A 17,075-nucleotide genomic window follows, 5' to 3' on the forward strand; every position below is an offset into this window, starting at 1 on the left:
ATGTGTCAATATTCGGAAAATCAGTTTTTTATACCGGAACAATGAGAGTGACTGAAAAACCTGCCCGGACTCTGACTGGAAGCCATTGGGGTGCCGGAATTGCCGAGACTGTCGAAGGCCGGTTGGTGGCCGTACATCCGCATCCTGCCGATCCGAACCCGTCCGAGATCAATGCCAACATCGCCTCCAGCCTGAACGGGCGCGCACGCGTGCGTCGGCCTGCCGTGCGGCGCGGCTGGCTGACGGGGGAAGGCGTGCGCGGGCGCGACAGCTTTGTCGAAGTAAGTTGGGACGACGTGCTCAATCTGCTTGCGAAGGAATTGAAACGGGTCAGGCAGGACCATGGCAACGAGGCGATCTTTGCGGGATCTTACGGCTGGTCGAGCGCGGGGCGGTTTCATCATGCGCAAAGCCAGCTGAAGCGATTCCTGAGTGGGCAGGGCGGTTTTGTCCGCTCTGAAGGGAATTACAGCTACAACGCGGCCCTGGTGCTGATGCCGCATATCGTCGGGCCATTCAGAATGCAGGTCGCGCAAGCCACGCGCTGGCAAGTGATCGCCAAACACACCGATCTGGTGGTGATGTTTGGCGGCATGGCCAAGCGGAACACGCAAGTCAGCGATGGCGGTGTGGCCAAACACCGGATGGTCGACAATCTGAAAGCCTGCGCTGAGTCCGGCGTTCGGTTTGTGAATCTCAGCCCGCTGAAAACAGATGCGGCAGAAGAGATAGCGGCGGAATGGCTGCCGCCAAAACCCGGCACCGACACCGCCGTGATGATGGGGCTGGCGCATACGCTGTTGATCGAGGGGCTGCATGACCCGGATTTTCTGGAGCGTTATACAGTCGGGTTTGACAAGGTGGCCGCCTATCTGCGCGGCGAGGTTGACGGTGTTGTGAAGTCAGCCGAGTGGGCCGCCGGAGTTTCCGGGGTGCCCAAAGATCGCATCTTAGCGCTGGCGCGTGAGATGGCGGCAGGGCGCACAATGGTCACCTGCGCCGCCGCGCTGCAACGGGCCGACTATGGTGAGCAGCCTTTGTGGATGACCGTCACTCTGGCCGCGATGCTGGGTCAGATCGGATTGCCGGGCGGTGGCTACACTGTCGGGTTCGGCGTGAATGCCAATATCGGGAACATCGAGCGTCCGTTTCGCTGGGGTGCCTTGCCACAAGGCAAGAACCGGGTGAGCGATTTCATTCCCGTGGCCATGATCTCGGAGATGCTACTGAACCCCGGTGCATCGTACAAATACAATGGAGAGACCCGGACCTTCCCTGATATTCGCATGGTCTGGTGGGCGGGCGGCAATCCGTTCCACCACCACCAGGATTTGCGGCGCCTTCACACCGCGTTTCAACGCCCCGAAACCGTAATTGTGAATGAGCTGAACTGGACAGCGACGGCGCGACACGCGGATATCGTGCTGCCGGTCGCCGCAGCGCAGGAACGCACGGATTTTGGTGGCGGCAAATCAGACAATGCCCTGGTGCCAATGCCTGCAAGTTCCGCGCCGGTGGGTGAGGCACGGGTTGAGTTTGACATCTTCGCCGACCTTGCCGATCGGATGGGCGACGCAGAGACCTTTACTGAAGGTTTGAGCAAGGACATGTGGCTGAAGCGTATCTGGAGCGAGACGCAGCAGGCGGCTAAAGCGGCGGGGGAAAGCCTGCCGGATTGGGAGAGCTTCATTCAGGGCGATATCGTCGAGTTGCATGACCCGTCGCCGGATCAGGTCTTCATGGCGGAGTTTCGCAAGGACCCAGTGGTCAACCCACTGCAGACCCCGAGCGGGAGAATTGAACTCTATTCGCAGCGGATAGCAAGTTTTGGGCTTGAGGATTGTGCGGGCCACGCGACCTGGTTCGCCCCCAGGGATGTGGTGGCGGGTTTGCATCCGCTGTATCTCATATCGGGTCAGCCAGGGACACGGCTGCATTCTCAGCTCGACAATGGGGATTTCAGTCGCAGCCATAAGGTTCAAGGCCGGGAGCCGATCCTGATCCACCCTGAAGATGCTGCCGAAAGGGGCATTGCCGAGGGCGATGTGGTTGAACTGTTCAACGAGAGGGGGCGCTGTCTGGCGGGCGCGCGCATTACGGATGACATCAGAAAAGGCTGCGTTTTTCTGTGGACCGGCGCGTGGTATGATCCCGATTTCAATGCGCCGCAAGAGCGTGATCGCCACGGCAATCCAAACGCCCTGACCCACGATTTTCGCACCTCAAGCCTGACGCAAAGCCCGGCGTCGCATTCTGCGATGGTCGAAATACAACGCTTTGACGGAACGGTGCCGCCGATCACGGTACACGAGCCGCCGGAGTTTGACGCTGTTTAGCGTTCTGATACGCAGAACAAGTCGGGAGGAGACTTAAACACGTGACCGAAAAATCAAAAGCGCCAAAGGTGGATTCGACCCTATCCAAAGGATTGGCCATATTGGAGAACCTTGCCGCGTCACAACGCAGCAAGGGTGTCACTGAGCTGTCGCGCGAGTTGGAGCTGACCAAATCAAACACATTTCGGCTTTTGCAAACGCTGACGACGCTTGGCTATGTGAAACATCTGGATGACAAGAGTTATGCCGCGACGCTCAAGACCTGGCAGGTTGGGCGCAGTTCGGTCGAGAATCTGAATCTGCGCGCTGTGGCGGCGCCCGAGATGGCGCATCTGAGCCAAAAGACCGGCGAGGCGATCTATCTGGCGGTGCCGGAAGGCCTCACGGTGGTCTATATCGACAAGATCGACAGTCTGAAGCCGATCCGGTCATGGAACCCGGTTGGCGGGAGCGCGCCGATCCATTGCGTGGGCACAGGCAAGGCGATAATGGCCAGCAACTTTGAACAGATGCGAGACAAGTTGGCCGACAAGCTGGCGCGCTACACGGACAACACGCTTACCACATTGGACGCGTTGCAGCAGGATGTGGCCGAAACGCGCAGGCGGGGCTACGCGTTTGACCGTGGTGAATTTCGCGATCGCATCCTGAGTTTCGGCGCACCGATCCTGTTGCCGGATGGCGAGGCGGTTGCAGCGCTGGGTATCTCTCTGCCCGACATCAACCTCGTCGAGGGCGACGAAGACCGGTTGGGAACGCTCGTTCGGCACGCCGCCGCAGGCGTGTCACAGAAACTGCGCCGGCTATGAGGTGAGCATCACCCATCGCTTGCGTCAGTCTTTTTTGGCGACTTTTTCAACCTGGCCGCCTGATTTTTCCCAGGACCCGAAACCCTCTTTGAGATGTGCGGCGTCAAAGCCCATATCCTGCAATGTGGCAACGGTGATCGCCGAGCGCCATCCGGACGCACAGTGAAAGACGTACTTCTTGCCCTCCTGCGCAAAGATGTCCTTGTGGTACGGGCTGTCGGGATCGACCCAGAACTCGATCATGCCGCGCGGGGCATGAAAGCTGCCCGGAATGAAGCCCGTCCGCTGGCGTTCTCTGACATCGCGAATGTCAACGATCACGACATTCGGGTCGTCGACCATCGCGATGAGATCAGCGGTTTCGATCTCTTCAATGCGGTCGCGAGACTCCTGCACCATCTGTGCGGCGGATTTTTTAAGAGTGGGCATGATATTGTTCCGGTATATATAACATGGTTTTCGTATATTGACACAATAGCAAGTTCATTGCAACCTGCTCAAAATGAATCGTGCGCCCCTTGGCGTGCGTTCACACTTGTGAGGGATAGGCCAACCTATGAGAACAGACAGTCCGATTTCTCTTTGGGACACCTCAGCCAAAGAACCGGATCTCCAAAACCCGATGGCTGGCGATGTAGAGACGGATGTCGCCATCGTGGGCGGTGGGTTCACCGGGCTTTCGACGGCGCTCTACTGTGCTGAACGCGGTCTGAGCACCCAGGTGCTTGAAGCCAAGCACATTGGCTATGGTGGATCGGGCCGGAACGTGGGTCTTGTAAATGCCGGCGTCTGGCATCCACCTGCTGCCGTGCGCAAGAAGCTGGGGGATACCTATGGGCCACGTTTCATAAAACGCTTCGGCGAAGGCCCTGCGCAAGTCTTTGACTTGATCGAAAAGCATCAGATCCGTTGCGAGGTTACCAAGACCGGAACCATTCACGCAGCCCATGCGCCGTCGGGTTTCAAGGACCTGCAAGCGCGCCACGCGGAGTGGGAGCGTTTGGGCGAACCGGTCGATTTGTTGTCGGCCGAAGACATGGTCGAGAAAACCGGCACGCGCGCGTTTTATGGCGGTCTGCTGGATCATCGGGCGGGTACTATAAACCCGATGGGCTATTGTCGGGGTCTGGCGCGCGCCGCAAAGGGCGCCGGAGCCGGGATCAGCACGGGTGTCCGAGCGACCAAGCTGCGCCGCGATGGCGGGATGTGGGTGGTTGAAACCGATCAAGGCACCGTTCGCGCCAAATATGTCGTGTTGGGCACAAACGCCTATAGCGACGATTTGTGGCCGGATTTGAAGCGTGTTTTCACGATGATCCACTATTTCCAACTGGCGACCAAACCGCTGAATGCCGATATGTCCCACATTCTGCCGGGTCGTCAGGGCATCTGGGACACCGGTCAAATCATGTTCAGCATTCGCCGTGACGCGTATGACCGGATCGTTATCGGCTCGATGGGGACGGTTGTGGGCAAGGTTGGTCGCGGCTTGTCGCATCGCTGGGCAAAAAAACAGCTGGCACGCCTTTATCCCGAACTGGGCCCGGTCGAGTTTGAAGAGGCCTGGCATGGCCAGATCGCAATGACCCCGGACCACCTGCCACGCATCTACCAACTGGCCCCGAACCTGCTGACTCCTATTGGCTATAACGGTCGCGGGATCACCACAGGCACGATCTTTGGGCAGTGCATGGCTGATCTGATCTCGGGCATGGACCCGGCCGAGTTGCCGCTGCCGATGACCGAACTATCAACCGTCCCGTCGGCCCCGATCATGTCCCGCCTGTACCAGACGGCGTTCACGGCCAACCAAGTCATCAAGAGCCTATAGAGACCCATGAGCAAGATTGATATTCGCGTCGGCGTCGACATTGGTGGAACCTTTACGGATGTCGCGTTGCAACATCCGGGCGGCCTGTCCACCTGCAAAGTTCTGACCAATTATACCCAACCGGAACAGGCGATTCTGGACGGGATCGTCAAAGCAGCAGATCAGGCCGGAATCCCTCTGGGTGACATCGGGCAGGTCATTCACGGCACCACTTTGGTGACCAACTCGCTGATCGAACGGCGCGGGGCCAAGACCGCTTTCATCACCACCGAAGGGTTCCGGGATGTGATCGAGATGCGCTCGGAAAATCGGTTCGAACAGTATGACCTGAACCTCAACTTACCCAAGCCGCTGGTGCCGCGTCAGGCCCGGTTCACCCTGAACGAACGCATGGGTCCGGACGGAGAGGTGCTGCTGGCGCTTGATCTGGCCGAGGTCAACGCAATGGTCGACACGATCAAAGCGGGCGGGTTCGAGGCGGTCGCTATCGGCCTGATGCACGCCTATGCCAATGACGCGCATGAGGTTGCGATGGGCGAAGCGCTGCGCAAGGCGCTGCCGGACCTGTCGATCTCGCTGTCCTCGGTCATTTCACCGCAGATGCGGGAATTGCCCCGGTTCAACACGGTAATTGCCAACGCCTATGTTCAGCCGCAGGTCGCCGACTATCTGGGCCGTCTGGTGGCGCGTTTGCGCGAGACGGGCGTGGATGCTCCGGTCTTCATGCTGCATTCCGGTGGCGGTCTGATCGCGGTTGAAACCGCCGCCGAACAACCTGTTCGCCTGTTGGAATCCGGCCCTGCCGGTGGTGCGATCTTTGCGGCTGACTTTGCGCGGGCGCATGGGCTGGACAAGGTGCTCAGCTTCGACATGGGCGGGACCACGGCCAAGATCTGCCTGATCGAGGACGGCGCGCCGAAAACGGCCAATACGTTCGAAGTCGCCCGGACCTACCGGTTCAAAAAGGGCTCAGGGATGACCGTATCGACACCTGTTGTTGAGATGGTCGAGATCGGCGCCGGGGGCGGCTCGATCGCCTCGGTCGATAGCATGGGGCGGCTTCAGGTCGGGCCACGCTCGGCCGCGTCGGAACCCGGGCCGGCCTGCTACGGGCGCGGCGGGACCGAGCCGACGGTGACCGATGCCAACCTGTTGCTGGGTCGTCTCGACCCGGACAATTTTGCCGGTGGGGCGATCCCGCTGCATACGGCGGAATCCGAGAAAGCTGCTGCCAAACTGAATCTCTCTGCCGGGGATGCCGCGTTTGGCATTACCGAACTGGTGGATGAGAACATGGCCAACGCCGCGCGGGTTCACACGGTTGAGAACGGGCGCGACATCGAACATTTCACCATGATCGCCTTTGGTGGCGGCGCGCCCCTGCATGCCTGCCGTCAATGCGAGAAACTGGGGATCAAGGCACTGATCATCCCGCCGGGCGCGGGCGTGGGTTCGGCCATCGGGTTCCTGAAAGCGCCGTTCAGCTTCGAGGCCACGCGGGGTCTGTTCCAGCGTCTGGACAGCTTTGACGCCGGTGCCGTGAACGCCGCCCTGATCGAGATGGAAGCCGAAGCGCGCGCCTTTGTCGACGAAGGCGCCAAAGGGGCCGACACTGAAATCCGCCTGACCGCGCAGATGCGCTATTCCGGTCAGGGCTGGGAAATTCCGGTCGTGTTGCCGCACAAACAGTTTGAAGACAGCGATGTATCGCTGATCCAAGAGGCGTTCGAAGACGCTTATCGCACGCTTTTTGGCCGTGTCATCGACGGGCTGGCGGTTGAGATTACCAATTGGCTTCTAACCGTCTCGACGGTCCTTCCCGATGCCGACCCGGTTGTCGGGCACAACAGCGGCTCGGATGCCGATGTGGCGCGGACGCGGGAATTCTTCGACGCCGCCCTGCGCAAATCGGTCGCGGCGCGCGAGGTTGAACGGTCGAGCATGACACCGGGAAAGGCTGTTGAAGGCCCCGCGATCATCGTTGAATCCGAAACCTCCACCGTCGTCACATCGGGCTATCGCGCGGTGGGACAGGGCGATGGAAGTTTGCTATTGCTGGCGAAGGAGGCTTAAGCCATGGGCGCGTCAGATATCGATCATCAGATCATGTGGAACCGCCTGATCGCGGTTGTGGAAGAACAGGCCACTACGCTGATCCGCACGGCCTTTTCAACCTCGGTTCGCGAGGCGGGCGACCTGTCGGCGGGTCTGTTCGACCGCGAGGGTCGGATGATCGCGCAGGCTGTCACAGGCACGCCGGGCCACGTGAATGCGATGGCCGAAAGCGTTACACATTTTGCCGCCCAGATCGGGCCGCAGAACACGTTTGACGGCGACGTCTTCATCACCAACGATCCGTGGCTTGGCACCGGGCACTTGCATGACATCACCGTGGTAACCCCGGTGTTCCGCAAGGGCGCGCATATCGGCTACTTCGCCTGCACGGCTCATGTGGTCGACATCGGCGGGCGCGGTTTTGGCCCGGACGGTAACGAGGTGTTCGAAGAAGGTCTGCTGATCCCGATCACTAAGTTCGCCGAACGCGGTCAGGTGCAGCCCCTGCTGATCGAGATGATCCGCGCCAATGTACGCACCCCGGATCAGACCGTGGGCGATATGTACTCACTGGCCGCCTGCAACGAAGCGGGCGACCGCCGCCTTCAGGCGATGATGGACGAGTTCGATATCGATAATCTGCAATCCCTGTCGGAATTCGTGATCGAGACCAGCCGGAAGGCAACGCTGGAGGCCATCGCCAAGGTGCCCTCGGGCACTTATCACGAGACGATGCAGGTCGATGGCTATGACGCGCCGGTCCATATGGAAGTGACCCTCAGCGTCGATGGCGATCAGCTGCTGGCGGATTTCGCGGGCACATCGGGCATGAGTCGGTTTGGCGTGAACTGCCCCGAGGTCTATACCCGCGCCTATGCCTGTTATGCCCTGAAATGCGCGATTGCGCCTGAGGTACCGAACAATACCGGCTCGTTGGAGCCATTCCGCATTACTGCGCCCGAGGGCTGCATTCTGGCGGCCAAACGCCCCGCGCCGGTCTCGGTGCGTCACGTGATGGGCCATCTGGTGCCCGATGTGGTTCTGGGTGCGCTGCATAAGGCGATGCCGGACACGGTACCTGCCGAAGGTGCAAGCGCACTGTGGAACATTCAGATTTCGGCGCGGGCATCGGACCCCGACAGCGGGTTGCCGAACCGCGAAGTGCTGATGTTCAACTCGGGCGGAACTGGCGCGCGTCCGGGTTTTGACGGTCTGAGCGCAACGGCCTTCCCATCCGGCGTGTCGACCATGAGCGTTGAGGCGACCGAGCATGTCGGGCCGATCACCGTCTGGCGCAAGGACCTGCGCGAAGGCTCCGGCGGTGCCGGTGCCCTGCGCGGTGGTCTGGGCCAGACCATCGAGATCGAACCCCGCGAAGGCTATGATTTCTATTTCAATGCCATGTTCGACCGGGTGGAGAACCCGGCCCGCGGGCGCAATGGTGGGCTGGCCGGTGGCGCTGGCGCTGTTGAGCTGGCAGATGGCACCAAGCTGCGCTCCAAGGGGCGGCAACTGGTCAAGAACGGCCAGCGGCTGAAACTCAGCCTGCCCGGCGGCGGTGGTTATGGCGCGCCGGAACAAAGGGATCGTGACGCGGTAGCAGGCGATGTGGCTGCCGGGTTCATCACGGCCGAACAGGCAAAACAAGATTACGGATTCGAAGGATAAACGCAGATGGCTGACACTCCTATTGCAGTTGTAACAGGTGCCGCGCAAGGCATCGGACTGGCATGCGCCGAGGCGCTGAACGAGGATGGCTACAAGGTCATTCTGGTCGACATTCAAGACAGCGTCAAAGACGCCGCAGCCAATATGGGTGGCGTTGGCATGGTGTGCGACATGGGTGATGCCGATGCCATCAGCGCCATGTTCGACACCATCGAGGCTGAACACGGACCGGTTTCGGCGCTGGTGAACAATGCTGGCGTGGCGATGCCCGGTAATTTCCTCGACTACGACCTGGCCACATACGACCGGGTAATGGACATCAACCTGCGTGGTGTGTTTGTGGCGATGCAGCGGGTTGCGAACACGATGGTCGACAAGGGCATCGAGGGCGCGATTGTGAATATGTCGTCGATCAACGCTCAGGTCGCGATTCCGGCGATCCCGGCCTATTGCGCCTCGAAAGGTGGTATCATGCAGCTGACCAAGGTTGCAGCACTGGCGCTTGCCCCGAAAAACATTCGCGTGAACGCGGTGGGCCCCGGCTCGATCGACACCGAGATGATGGCGGGCGTGAACGCCAACCCCGAGGCTTTCAAGATGGCGATGTCGCGCACCCCGCTGGGCCGTGCGGGTACGGCCCGCGAAATCGGGGACGTTGTGGCGTTTCTTTGTTCAAAGAAGGCCAGCTATGTCACGGGTGAGACGATTTATGTTGATGGTGGCCGCCTTGGCCTCAACTATGTGATGTCATGAGCTACGCGGACGCATATGCAAGCTGGCAGGCCGACCCCGAAGCGTTCTGGGGTCAGGCCGCCGAGCAGATCGATTGGTTCACGCCAGCCGAGAAGGTCTTTGACCCCGATATGGGTGTCTATGGGCGCTGGTTTGCCGGGGCGACCTGCAACACCTGCTGGAACTGCGTCGACCGCCATGTCGAGGCGGGGCATGGCGAGCGCAAGGCGCTGGTCTATGACAGCCCGGTCACGGACACGGTTCAGACCTTCAGCTTTGCCGAATTGCAGACCGAGGTCGGCGCGTTGGCCTCGGTCATGCGCGATCATGGCGTTGGCAAGGGCGACCGTGTTGTCATCTACATGCCGATGGTGCCGCAGGCGGTGATTGCGATGTTGGCTTGTGCCCGTCTGGGTGCGATCCATTCGGTAGTCTTCGGCGGCTTTGCGCCCCACGAATTGGCCACCCGGATTGACGACGCGGAACCGAAGATGATTATCTCGGCCTCTTGCGGGATCGAGCCGGGGCGGATCATACATTACAAACCGCTTCTGGATGCAGCGATTGACGAGGCTGCCAGCAAGCCTGACCATTGCCTGATCCTTCAACGCGACATGGAACTGGCAGAGATGATCCCGGGCCGCGATCTGGACTATGCCGCACTGGTTGGTGCTGCGAAAGATGCCGGGACAATGACGGAATGTGTGCCGGTTGAGGCGACCGACCCACTTTACATCCTGTACACGTCGGGCACGACCGGCCAACCCAAAGGCGTCGTGCGGGATAATGGAGGCCATATGGTCGCCCTGAAATGGACGATGGAACACCATTATGGGGTCAATCCCGGCGAGGTGTTCTGGGCGGCCTCAGACGTGGGTTGGGTCGTTGGTCATTCCTATATCTGCTACGGGCCGCTGCTGCACGGATGTGCCACGGTGGTTTACGAAGGCAAGCCGGTCGGCACGCCGGACGCTGGTGCTTTCTGGCGGGTTATTCAGGATCATGAGGTTACGGCGCTGTTTACCGCGCCAACGGCTTTCCGCGCGATCAAGAAAGAGGACCCGAAGGGTCAGTTGATCGGCCAGTATGACCTGTCCAAATTCCGCACGCTGTTTCTGGCTGGCGAACGCTCGGACCCAGCGACGATCCAGTGGGCCGAAGAGAAACTGCAACGCCCGGTGATCGACCACTGGTGGCAGACGGAAACCGGCTGGGCCATGTCGGGCAACCCGGTGGGTCTGGGGCAGTTCCCGGTCAAATACGGCTCGCCCGGTAAGCCGATGCCGGGTTATGATATTCAGGTTCTGGATGATGAAGGCCATGAGGTCGCGCCCGGCACGTTGGGCAATATCGTCTGCAAACTGCCGCTGCCGCCCTCGGGCTTTCCGACACTGTGGCGCGCGCCGGAACGGTTCCTGTCCTCGTATATGGAGGAGTTCCCCGGCAACTACGCCACCTCGGATGCCGGGATCATCGATGAGGACGGTTACGTCTTCATCATGGCCCGCACCGACGACATCATCAACGTGGCGGGCCACCGCCTGTCAACAGGCGCGATGGAAGAGGTGATCGGGGCGCACCCGGACATCGCCGAATGCGCCGTTGTCGGTGCCGCGGATGCGTTGAAGGGTCAGATGCCGCTTGGGTTCTATGTGACCAATGACGGCGTGGATCGGGATGCGGGCGAGCTGGAAAAGGAACTGATCGCGCTGATGCGGGAACAGATCGGGGCTGTTGCTGCGTTCAAAACCGCCATTCCTGTCGAGCGTCTTCCAAAGACACGCTCGGGCAAGGTGTTGCGCGGCACGATGCAAAAGATTGCGGATCGGGCAGAGTTCAAGATGCCTGCCGCCATCGACGATCCCGCCATTCTGGACGAGATTGCCGATGCTCTGAAGGGCCGGGGGCTGCTGTCATGATCGAGCGCATTCACACCGGTACGCGGATGTCGAAGATCGTCAAGCACAATGGTGTGGCCTATCTGTGTGGTCAGGTCGGTGCTGGTGATACCGTCGCTGAGCAGACCGAGGATTGCCTGTCGCGCGTTGACGCCTTGCTGGCCGAGGCGGGCTCGGATCGCGAACATATCCTGCAGGCCATCGTCTGGCTGCGCGATATGGCGGATTTTGCCGAAATGAATGCCGTCTGGGATGCCTGGGTGCCCGAGGGCCACGCCCCCGCCCGCGCCTGCGGCGAAGCCCGGCTGGCCCGGGACATACTGAAAGTCGAGATCATCGTAACAGCCGCTATAAAAAACTGAAGGGAGATCGCCCATGTCCGAAACACCGGCCGTCAGACTAAGCAAGGTGGAAAAGTATTACGGGACTTTCCACGCCCTCAAGAACGTCAATCTGACCGTAAGCAAGGGTGAGAAAATCGTTGTCTGCGGACCCTCCGGGTCTGGCAAGTCGACGATGATCCGCACGATCAACCAGCTTGAAGAGCACCAGTCGGGTTTGATTGAGATCAACGGCCACGCGATCAGCGCCGAAGATCCCAATATCGACAAGCTGCGGCAGGATGTTGGCATGGTGTTTCAGCACTTCAACCTGTTTCCGCATATGACGATCTTGGAAAACTGCACCCTTGCTCCGATGCTGGCGCGCAAGATCTCGCAGTCCGAGGCGGAAGAGACAGCGATGATGTATCTGGAAAAAGTCCAGATCGCCAATCAGGCCCCCAAGTATCCGGGCCAGCTGTCGGGCGGCCAGCAGCAGCGCGTGGCTATCGCTCGGGCGCTCTGCATGAAACCCGACATTTTGCTGTTCGATGAACCAACCTCGGCCCTGGACCCCGAAATGATTGGGGAAGTTCTGGATGTCATGGTGCGCCTGGCTGACGAAGGCATGACCATGATCTGCGTCACCCACGAGATGGGGTTTGCCCGAAAAGTGGCGGATCGGGTCATCTTCATGGATGCGGGTGAGATCATCGAAGAGGATGACCCCGAGAGTTTCTTCAATAATCCGAAGAGCGAGCGGACAAAGAACTTCCTCGAACAGGTTCTGACACATTGACGTAAAGTCGCTGCGAGCCGCACTGGAGAGTGCGTCTCGCACGGGTGGGCGATCTGCGCCCACGCCATTACGCAATTGTTCAGGTCTGCGCTTGATGGGTTACGGAATGATCGTGCTGCTCGGATATGTCCCGCCCGTCGACATAGCTGCCAACAGGCAACCAATACCCACCATGGGCCACGGCGTCGTCCTCGGACCTCATCCAGTCGAACAGCTGCGAATTGAGCACTTGACGCAGATTCTGATGATCGGGGCTTGTGGCCAGATTGATGCGCTCCTGCGGGTCTGAGGCCAGATCGTACAACTCTTCAATGTCATGTGGGGACCAGGAATATTTGTAGCGCTCATTCCGGATACCGCGGAATTTGAACTGCCTGCCCTGATAGGCGTCATAGCCATAGGTGATGTAAGAGGCATTTGTGGACCGGAACGACCGGCCCCGTTCGGCCGCATCCAGTGTGGTTTCGGCCTGTGCGCAATCGACAAGTGTCGGGAAAAGGTCGCGCAGCCCGGCAAAGCCGTCTTGTGTCGAAGGCGCTGAGCCCGGCGCTTTTATCATCATCGGGATGCGCATGACTTCATCATAGTAGAACGGCCTCTTGTCGAACCAGCCATGCGCGCCCAGCATCTCGCCGTGATCGGCGCTAAAGGCCGTCACGGTCCGCTTATCCAACCCAAGATCGCGCATTTTGGCCCGGAACTGCCCGAAAAGATCGTCGATATAGGAACAAAATCCCCAGTAATGCTGCACAGTTTTGCGCCAGTCATCCTGCGTCAGCCCGCGCGTGTCTTGGCACGGCCAATAGCTGGCAGACTGCGCATGAGGTTTTCCCGTTTCGGAAAACTGCGGGCAGTAATTGTCGGGCATGTAGTCTTCGGGAAGATCGCCGTAGAGATCGACATATTCCTGCGGGACATGATGGGGAAAATGCGGTCCATAAAGAGACACGATCAGGCAAAAGGGTTTGTTGTCTGCCGCCAGCTCCTCCAACCGTTCGATACCGGTTTGAACCCGTTGTCCGTCGATATGGGTTCCCTCGGAAATGGCGCCATAGAACGGGTCCTTGCGCGGACCGTCAAAGCTCAGGTCGTCGATATTGAGGTATTTCGGCGTCGCGCCGCCGTCTGACAGCGGGCAATCGGTGATCCCACGTTCAACAAGCGTGCCCGCGCCCAGATGCCATTTGCCGATGAAACAGACGTTGTAGCCGTCTGTTTGCAACCGCTCCATATAGGTCTTGTGCGAGGGGTGCAGCTTGCCATGCGGGTAATAGGACTGGCCGCCGACATTATCCATCGTCCCTGTCTGGTGCGGCCATTTCCCGGTAAAGAGCGAGGCGCGCGCCGGGGTGCAGAGCGGCACAGAGGTGAAGGCGTTGGTGAAATTGGCAGCCTCGTCCTGAAAGGCACGAAGATGCGGCAATCGCGCAGGGTGATCGGGCTGGTTCAACGTGTCCCAGCGCCATTGATCGGTCAGGAAAAGAACGATGTTATGACGTGTCATCCATGCCTCCACCGGGCCTTCGTGGTCGGTCGCAATATTCTGTCGCAATCAGATCGCCGGACCGGTAAATGACCGGCCCGGCGAGGTCCGGAGTGGCGGACTTGATTATCAGTTTTTGGCGGCAACCCGTGCCGCGCCCAGACGCAAGCCGGTGGTCTTGTCGAAGAAATGCAGCCGCCCGTTGGGCGTCACATGCAGCACTGTCCCGGGCTGGTCGCTGACCCGCTCGCGGAACAGACAAGTGACCTTGGTTGGCCCGATGACACCTTCGACCTGGGTTTCGGCACCGGTGGGCTCGGTCACGTTCAGGGTCAGTGGCAGCCCGGTTTCTGTCAGCGCAAAGGTATCGGGGCGGATGCCCACCACCACGTCGCGCCCGTCTTCCAGCGCAATCTCGGACGTCAGGGGCAGGTCGGGGCCGTTGCCGATCCGCACTGCGCCATTGTGAATGACCCCATCCAACAGGTTCATCGACGGCGAGCCGATAAAGGCGGCGACAAACAGGTTGCGGGGTTCGTCATAAAGCTCCAGCGGGGTGCCGACCTGTTCGATATTGCCTTCGCTCATCACCACGATCTTGTCGGCCATGGTCATGGCCTCGATCTGGTCATGGGTCACGTAGACGGCGGTGGTGTGCAGCTTGTGGTGCAACGACTTGATCTCGGCCCGCATCGACACGCGCAGTTTGGCGTCCAAGTTCGACAGCGGCTCGTCGAACAGGAACACCTTGGGATTGCGCACGATGGCCCGGCCCATGGCAACCCGCTGCCGCTGTCCACCGGACAGTTCGCGTGGATATCGGTCCAGGTAGTTTTCCAGGTTCAGCACCCGCGCGGCCTCATCGACCTTGGTCTTGATCTCGGATTTCGAGGCCCCGGCAAGTTGCATCGAGAACGACATGTTGTCGGCCACTTTCATATGCGGGTAAAGCGCGTAGTTCTGGAACACCATCGCGATGTCGCGCGCCTTGGGCTGCAGATCATTGACGATACGCCCGGCGATGTGGATCTCGCCCGAGGTGATATCCTCTAGCCCGGCAATCATCCGCAATAGCGTGGTCTTGCCACAGCCCGACGGGCCGACCAAAGCCACAAACTCTCCATCCTCGATTTCAATGTCGATGCCCTTGAGCGCCTGCACCTCGCCGTAGTTCTTGTAGACATCTCTTATTGCGACATAGCCCATATCTATTCTCCTCAAGCAGTCGCGGGCAATCAGCCCTTGACCGACCCCATCGTCATTCCGCGGATGAATTGTTTCTGGAAGATCAGGAAGACCGCCAGCGTCGGCAGGGCCGCAATCACGGCGCCCGAGGCGATCATGTTATAGGCGATTTCATACTCGCCCTCGAAGGCCAGGATGCCCACGGTGACCGGTTTCTTGCCCGCCCCTTGCGTCAGCACCAGACCCCAGAGCAGGTCATTCCAGATCCAGGTAAACTCCAGCACGATCAGCGCCGATATGGCAGGCCGCGCCACCGGCACATAGATCCGCCGGAAAATGGTCCATTCATTTGCGCCGTCGATCCGTGCGGCCTCGCGCAGCTCACCCGGCACCGTGTTAAAGAAGTTGGTCATGATCAGCACGGCAAAGGGGATATGGCGCATGATATGCACGATGATCTGCGCGGTGAACGTGTCATGCAGACCCAGATTGCTCATCAGTTTGAACACCGGGATCAGCTGCGTATGCACCGGCACAAAGCTCAGCGAGACAATCACCAGAAACATCCAGATCCGCCCCTGAAAGCGCATCCGGCTGAGCGCATAGCCAGACATGGTCGCAACCAGCAGCGTCCCAAAGACCGAGGGCAGGGTGATGATCAACGAAGCCTTGAGATAGGGCAGCATCTTGGTAAAGGCGATCCCCAGATTGCCCCATTCATAACTGCTGGGCAGAGCCCATGCGCCGTTGACGGTGATGTCTTCTACCGTGCGGATCGAGGTCAGCAGCGAACCTGCAATCGGCATGAAAAAGACAGCGGCCAGCACCAGAAGGAGCAAGGTCTGCGAGACACCCGCCGCCTTGGCCTCGTAGCGTTCGAACAGCGTTCCGCGATCAAAGCCCTGCGTCGGTTGGTGAACCAGTGTGTTTGCGTCGGATTGGGTCATTTCTGGCTCAGCTCCACTCACGTTCTTGCGCTTTGGCCATGCGGCGCACATAGGGCACGACCAGCACCGCAGTCATCATGGTGACAACCACCCCGATGGCGGCACCGTAGCCGAATTTGTAGTTCCAGAAGGTCTCCATATACATCCGGTAGCCAACCACTTCTGTGGTGCCGAACGGACCGCCGCGGGTCATGGTCAGTACGATCTCGGTCGCAAGCAAGGCATGGATCAGAGCCGAAGATACCGCGATGGTGCTGGCCGGCTTCAGCAGCGGCAGCGTGATGCGGAAGAACAGTTGCCGTCGCGTCGCGCCGTCTACCTTCGCGGCCTCGATCAACTCCTGCGGGATGGCAGAAAGGCCGGCGAGGAAGACCACTGTAGCAAAGGCGGTCTGACGCCAGGCGGCCGCGGCAATAACCGAGAAATTGCCTGCATATGGGCCAAGCCATTCGACGATCAGAAAGTCCAGCCCCATGGCGGTCAGAAGCTGATCTAACAAGCCTACACCCGGTTCATAGATCCAGGACCAGATCACACCAACAATGGCGAAGGACAGCGCCAGCGGCAGGAAAAACACTGTCTTGATCGCGCCAGAGGCCCAAAAGGTCCGTTTCACCAGGAGCGCGATGGTGATCGCCAGCGCGTTGGGCACAACCAGAAAGCAAGCGACCCAGATGCCGGTGTTTTTCAGCGAATTGATGAAATATTCATCCTGGGCCAGTTCGACATAGTTTTGGAGGCCGATGAAGTTGCCCGGCGGAATCCCGACCTGATCGGTCAGGCTGATCCAGAAGGTCTGGGCGATCGGAATGGCGCCGAAAAAGCCGTAGATGGCGATGGCCGGTAACAGGAACAGCCAGGATGTGGTTTTCGAATTCATATCACGCTCTGCTTCTTGGTGGGCATCAACGTCGATCGGGTGGCGCATCGGGCATGTCGCGAGCCGGGAGGATCAATCGGCGGCACCGAATCTGTGAGGCTTCGGTGCCGCTGGAAAACCAATGGGCGGGAG

At 59.8% G+C, this 17,075-nt stretch carries 14 protein-coding genes; 9 read left to right on the top strand and 5 right to left on the bottom strand.

Features of this window, described 5'->3' with window-relative positions:
• Positions 1 to 47 precede the first annotated feature (47 nt).
• Positions 48 to 2,336, top strand: coding sequence for a molybdopterin-dependent oxidoreductase (locus tag AB1E34_RS10260; protein ID WP_372572249.1), 2,289 nt, complete (start codon positions 48 to 50; stop codon positions 2,334 to 2,336).
• Between the two features lie 41 nt (positions 2,337 to 2,377).
• Positions 2,378 to 3,145, top strand: coding sequence for an IclR family transcriptional regulator (locus AB1E34_RS10265; protein ID WP_372572250.1), 768 nt, complete (start codon positions 2,378 to 2,380; stop codon positions 3,143 to 3,145).
• Positions 3,146 to 3,169: 24 nt separating this feature from the next.
• Here the strand turns inward: AB1E34_RS10265 and AB1E34_RS10270 are convergent, their stop codons facing one another.
• Complete coding sequence (locus tag AB1E34_RS10270) at positions 3,170 to 3,574, bottom strand: rhodanese-like domain-containing protein (RefSeq protein ID WP_372572251.1); 405 nt, start codon at positions 3,572 to 3,574, stop codon at positions 3,170 to 3,172.
• 193 nt (positions 3,575 to 3,767) lie between these two features.
• On the opposite strand from AB1E34_RS10270, the gene AB1E34_RS10275 reads away from it, so the two are divergent.
• The 7 genes from AB1E34_RS10275 to AB1E34_RS10305 are packed head-to-tail and all read left to right on the top strand — an operon-like array spanning position 3,768 to position 12,448.
• Complete coding sequence (locus AB1E34_RS10275; protein WP_372572252.1) at positions 3,768 to 4,976, top strand: NAD(P)/FAD-dependent oxidoreductase; 1,209 nt, start codon at positions 3,768 to 3,770, stop codon at positions 4,974 to 4,976.
• 6 nt (positions 4,977 to 4,982) lie between these two features.
• A complete protein-coding gene (locus AB1E34_RS10280; protein ID WP_372572253.1) occupies positions 4,983 to 7,049 on the top strand; it encodes a hydantoinase/oxoprolinase family protein in 2,067 nt (688 codons plus the stop codon).
• A 3-nt stretch (positions 7,050 to 7,052) separates the two neighbouring features.
• Positions 7,053 to 8,699: a hydantoinase B/oxoprolinase family protein gene (locus AB1E34_RS10285; RefSeq protein WP_372572254.1), complete on the top strand. Its 1,647-nt coding sequence runs from the start codon at positions 7,053 to 7,055 to the stop codon at positions 8,697 to 8,699.
• 6 nt (positions 8,700 to 8,705) lie between these two features.
• Positions 8,706 to 9,452: an SDR family NAD(P)-dependent oxidoreductase gene (locus AB1E34_RS10290; RefSeq protein WP_372572255.1), complete on the top strand. Its 747-nt coding sequence runs from the start codon at positions 8,706 to 8,708 to the stop codon at positions 9,450 to 9,452.
• Positions 9,449 to 11,350 carry a propionyl-CoA synthetase gene (locus AB1E34_RS10295; RefSeq protein WP_372572256.1) on the top strand — a complete coding sequence of 634 codons (1,902 nt, stop codon included), beginning with the start codon at positions 9,449 to 9,451 and terminating at the stop codon, positions 11,348 to 11,350. The genes AB1E34_RS10290 and AB1E34_RS10295 overlap by 4 nt, the downstream gene beginning before the upstream one ends.
• The gene (locus AB1E34_RS10300) at positions 11,347 to 11,691 is read left to right on the top strand and encodes a RidA family protein (RefSeq protein ID WP_372572257.1); all 345 of its coding nucleotides are present in this window, start codon (positions 11,347 to 11,349) and stop codon (positions 11,689 to 11,691) included. The genes AB1E34_RS10295 and AB1E34_RS10300 overlap by 4 nt, the downstream gene beginning before the upstream one ends.
• A 13-nt stretch (positions 11,692 to 11,704) precedes the next feature.
• Entirely contained in the window at positions 11,705 to 12,448 is a 744-nt protein-coding gene (locus tag AB1E34_RS10305) for an amino acid ABC transporter ATP-binding protein (protein WP_372572258.1), read from the top strand.
• A gap of 79 nt (positions 12,449 to 12,527) precedes the next feature.
• On the opposite strand, the gene AB1E34_RS10310 is transcribed toward AB1E34_RS10305, so the two are convergent.
• From AB1E34_RS10310 to AB1E34_RS10325, 4 genes are all read right to left on the bottom strand, one after another.
• Positions 12,528 to 13,952 carry a sulfatase-like hydrolase/transferase gene (locus AB1E34_RS10310; RefSeq protein WP_372572259.1) on the bottom strand — a complete coding sequence of 475 codons (1,425 nt, stop codon included), beginning with the start codon at positions 13,950 to 13,952 and terminating at the stop codon, positions 12,528 to 12,530.
• Positions 13,953 to 14,060: 108 nt separating this feature from the next.
• A complete protein-coding gene (locus tag AB1E34_RS10315) occupies positions 14,061 to 15,137 on the bottom strand; it encodes an ABC transporter ATP-binding protein (protein WP_372572260.1) in 1,077 nt (358 codons plus the stop codon).
• A gap of 29 nt (positions 15,138 to 15,166) precedes the next feature.
• Complete coding sequence (locus tag AB1E34_RS10320) at positions 15,167 to 16,063, bottom strand: carbohydrate ABC transporter permease (protein ID WP_372572261.1); 897 nt, start codon at positions 16,061 to 16,063, stop codon at positions 15,167 to 15,169.
• Between the two features lie 7 nt (positions 16,064 to 16,070).
• Entirely contained in the window at positions 16,071 to 16,943 is an 873-nt protein-coding gene (locus tag AB1E34_RS10325; protein WP_372572262.1) for a carbohydrate ABC transporter permease, read from the bottom strand.
• Positions 16,944 to 17,075: the final 132 nt, after the last annotated feature.

Source organism: Ruegeria jejuensis (assembly GCF_041537905.1).
Taxonomy (GTDB): domain Bacteria; phylum Pseudomonadota; class Alphaproteobacteria; order Rhodobacterales; family Rhodobacteraceae; genus Ruegeria_C.

Excerpts from the sequence above, each read along its gene's own strand:
- AB1E34_RS10305 (WP_372572258.1), top strand. The coding sequence starts at position 11,705 with ATGTCCGAAACACCGGCCGTCAGACTAAGCAAGGTGGAAAAGTATTAC.
- AB1E34_RS10320 (WP_372572261.1), bottom strand. The coding sequence starts at position 16,063 with ATGACCCAATCCGACGCAAACACACTGGTTCACCAACCGACGCAGGGC.
- AB1E34_RS10295 (WP_372572256.1), top strand. The coding sequence starts at position 9,449 with ATGAGCTACGCGGACGCATATGCAAGCTGGCAGGCCGACCCCGAAGCG.
- AB1E34_RS10285 (WP_372572254.1), top strand. The coding sequence starts at position 7,053 with ATGGGCGCGTCAGATATCGATCATCAGATCATGTGGAACCGCCTGATC.
- AB1E34_RS10315 (WP_372572260.1), bottom strand. The coding sequence starts at position 15,137 with ATGGGCTATGTCGCAATAAGAGATGTCTACAAGAACTACGGCGAGGTG.
- AB1E34_RS10275 (WP_372572252.1), top strand. The coding sequence starts at position 3,768 with ATGGCTGGCGATGTAGAGACGGATGTCGCCATCGTGGGCGGTGGGTTC.
- AB1E34_RS10290 (WP_372572255.1), top strand. The coding sequence starts at position 8,706 with ATGGCTGACACTCCTATTGCAGTTGTAACAGGTGCCGCGCAAGGCATC.
- AB1E34_RS10270 (WP_372572251.1), bottom strand. The coding sequence starts at position 3,574 with ATGCCCACTCTTAAAAAATCCGCCGCACAGATGGTGCAGGAGTCTCGC.
- AB1E34_RS10300 (WP_372572257.1), top strand. The coding sequence starts at position 11,347 with ATGATCGAGCGCATTCACACCGGTACGCGGATGTCGAAGATCGTCAAG.
- AB1E34_RS10310 (WP_372572259.1), bottom strand. The coding sequence starts at position 13,952 with ATGACACGTCATAACATCGTTCTTTTCCTGACCGATCAATGGCGCTGG.
- AB1E34_RS10280 (WP_372572253.1), top strand. The coding sequence starts at position 4,983 with ATGAGCAAGATTGATATTCGCGTCGGCGTCGACATTGGTGGAACCTTT.
- AB1E34_RS10325 (WP_372572262.1), bottom strand. The coding sequence starts at position 16,943 with ATGAATTCGAAAACCACATCCTGGCTGTTCCTGTTACCGGCCATCGCC.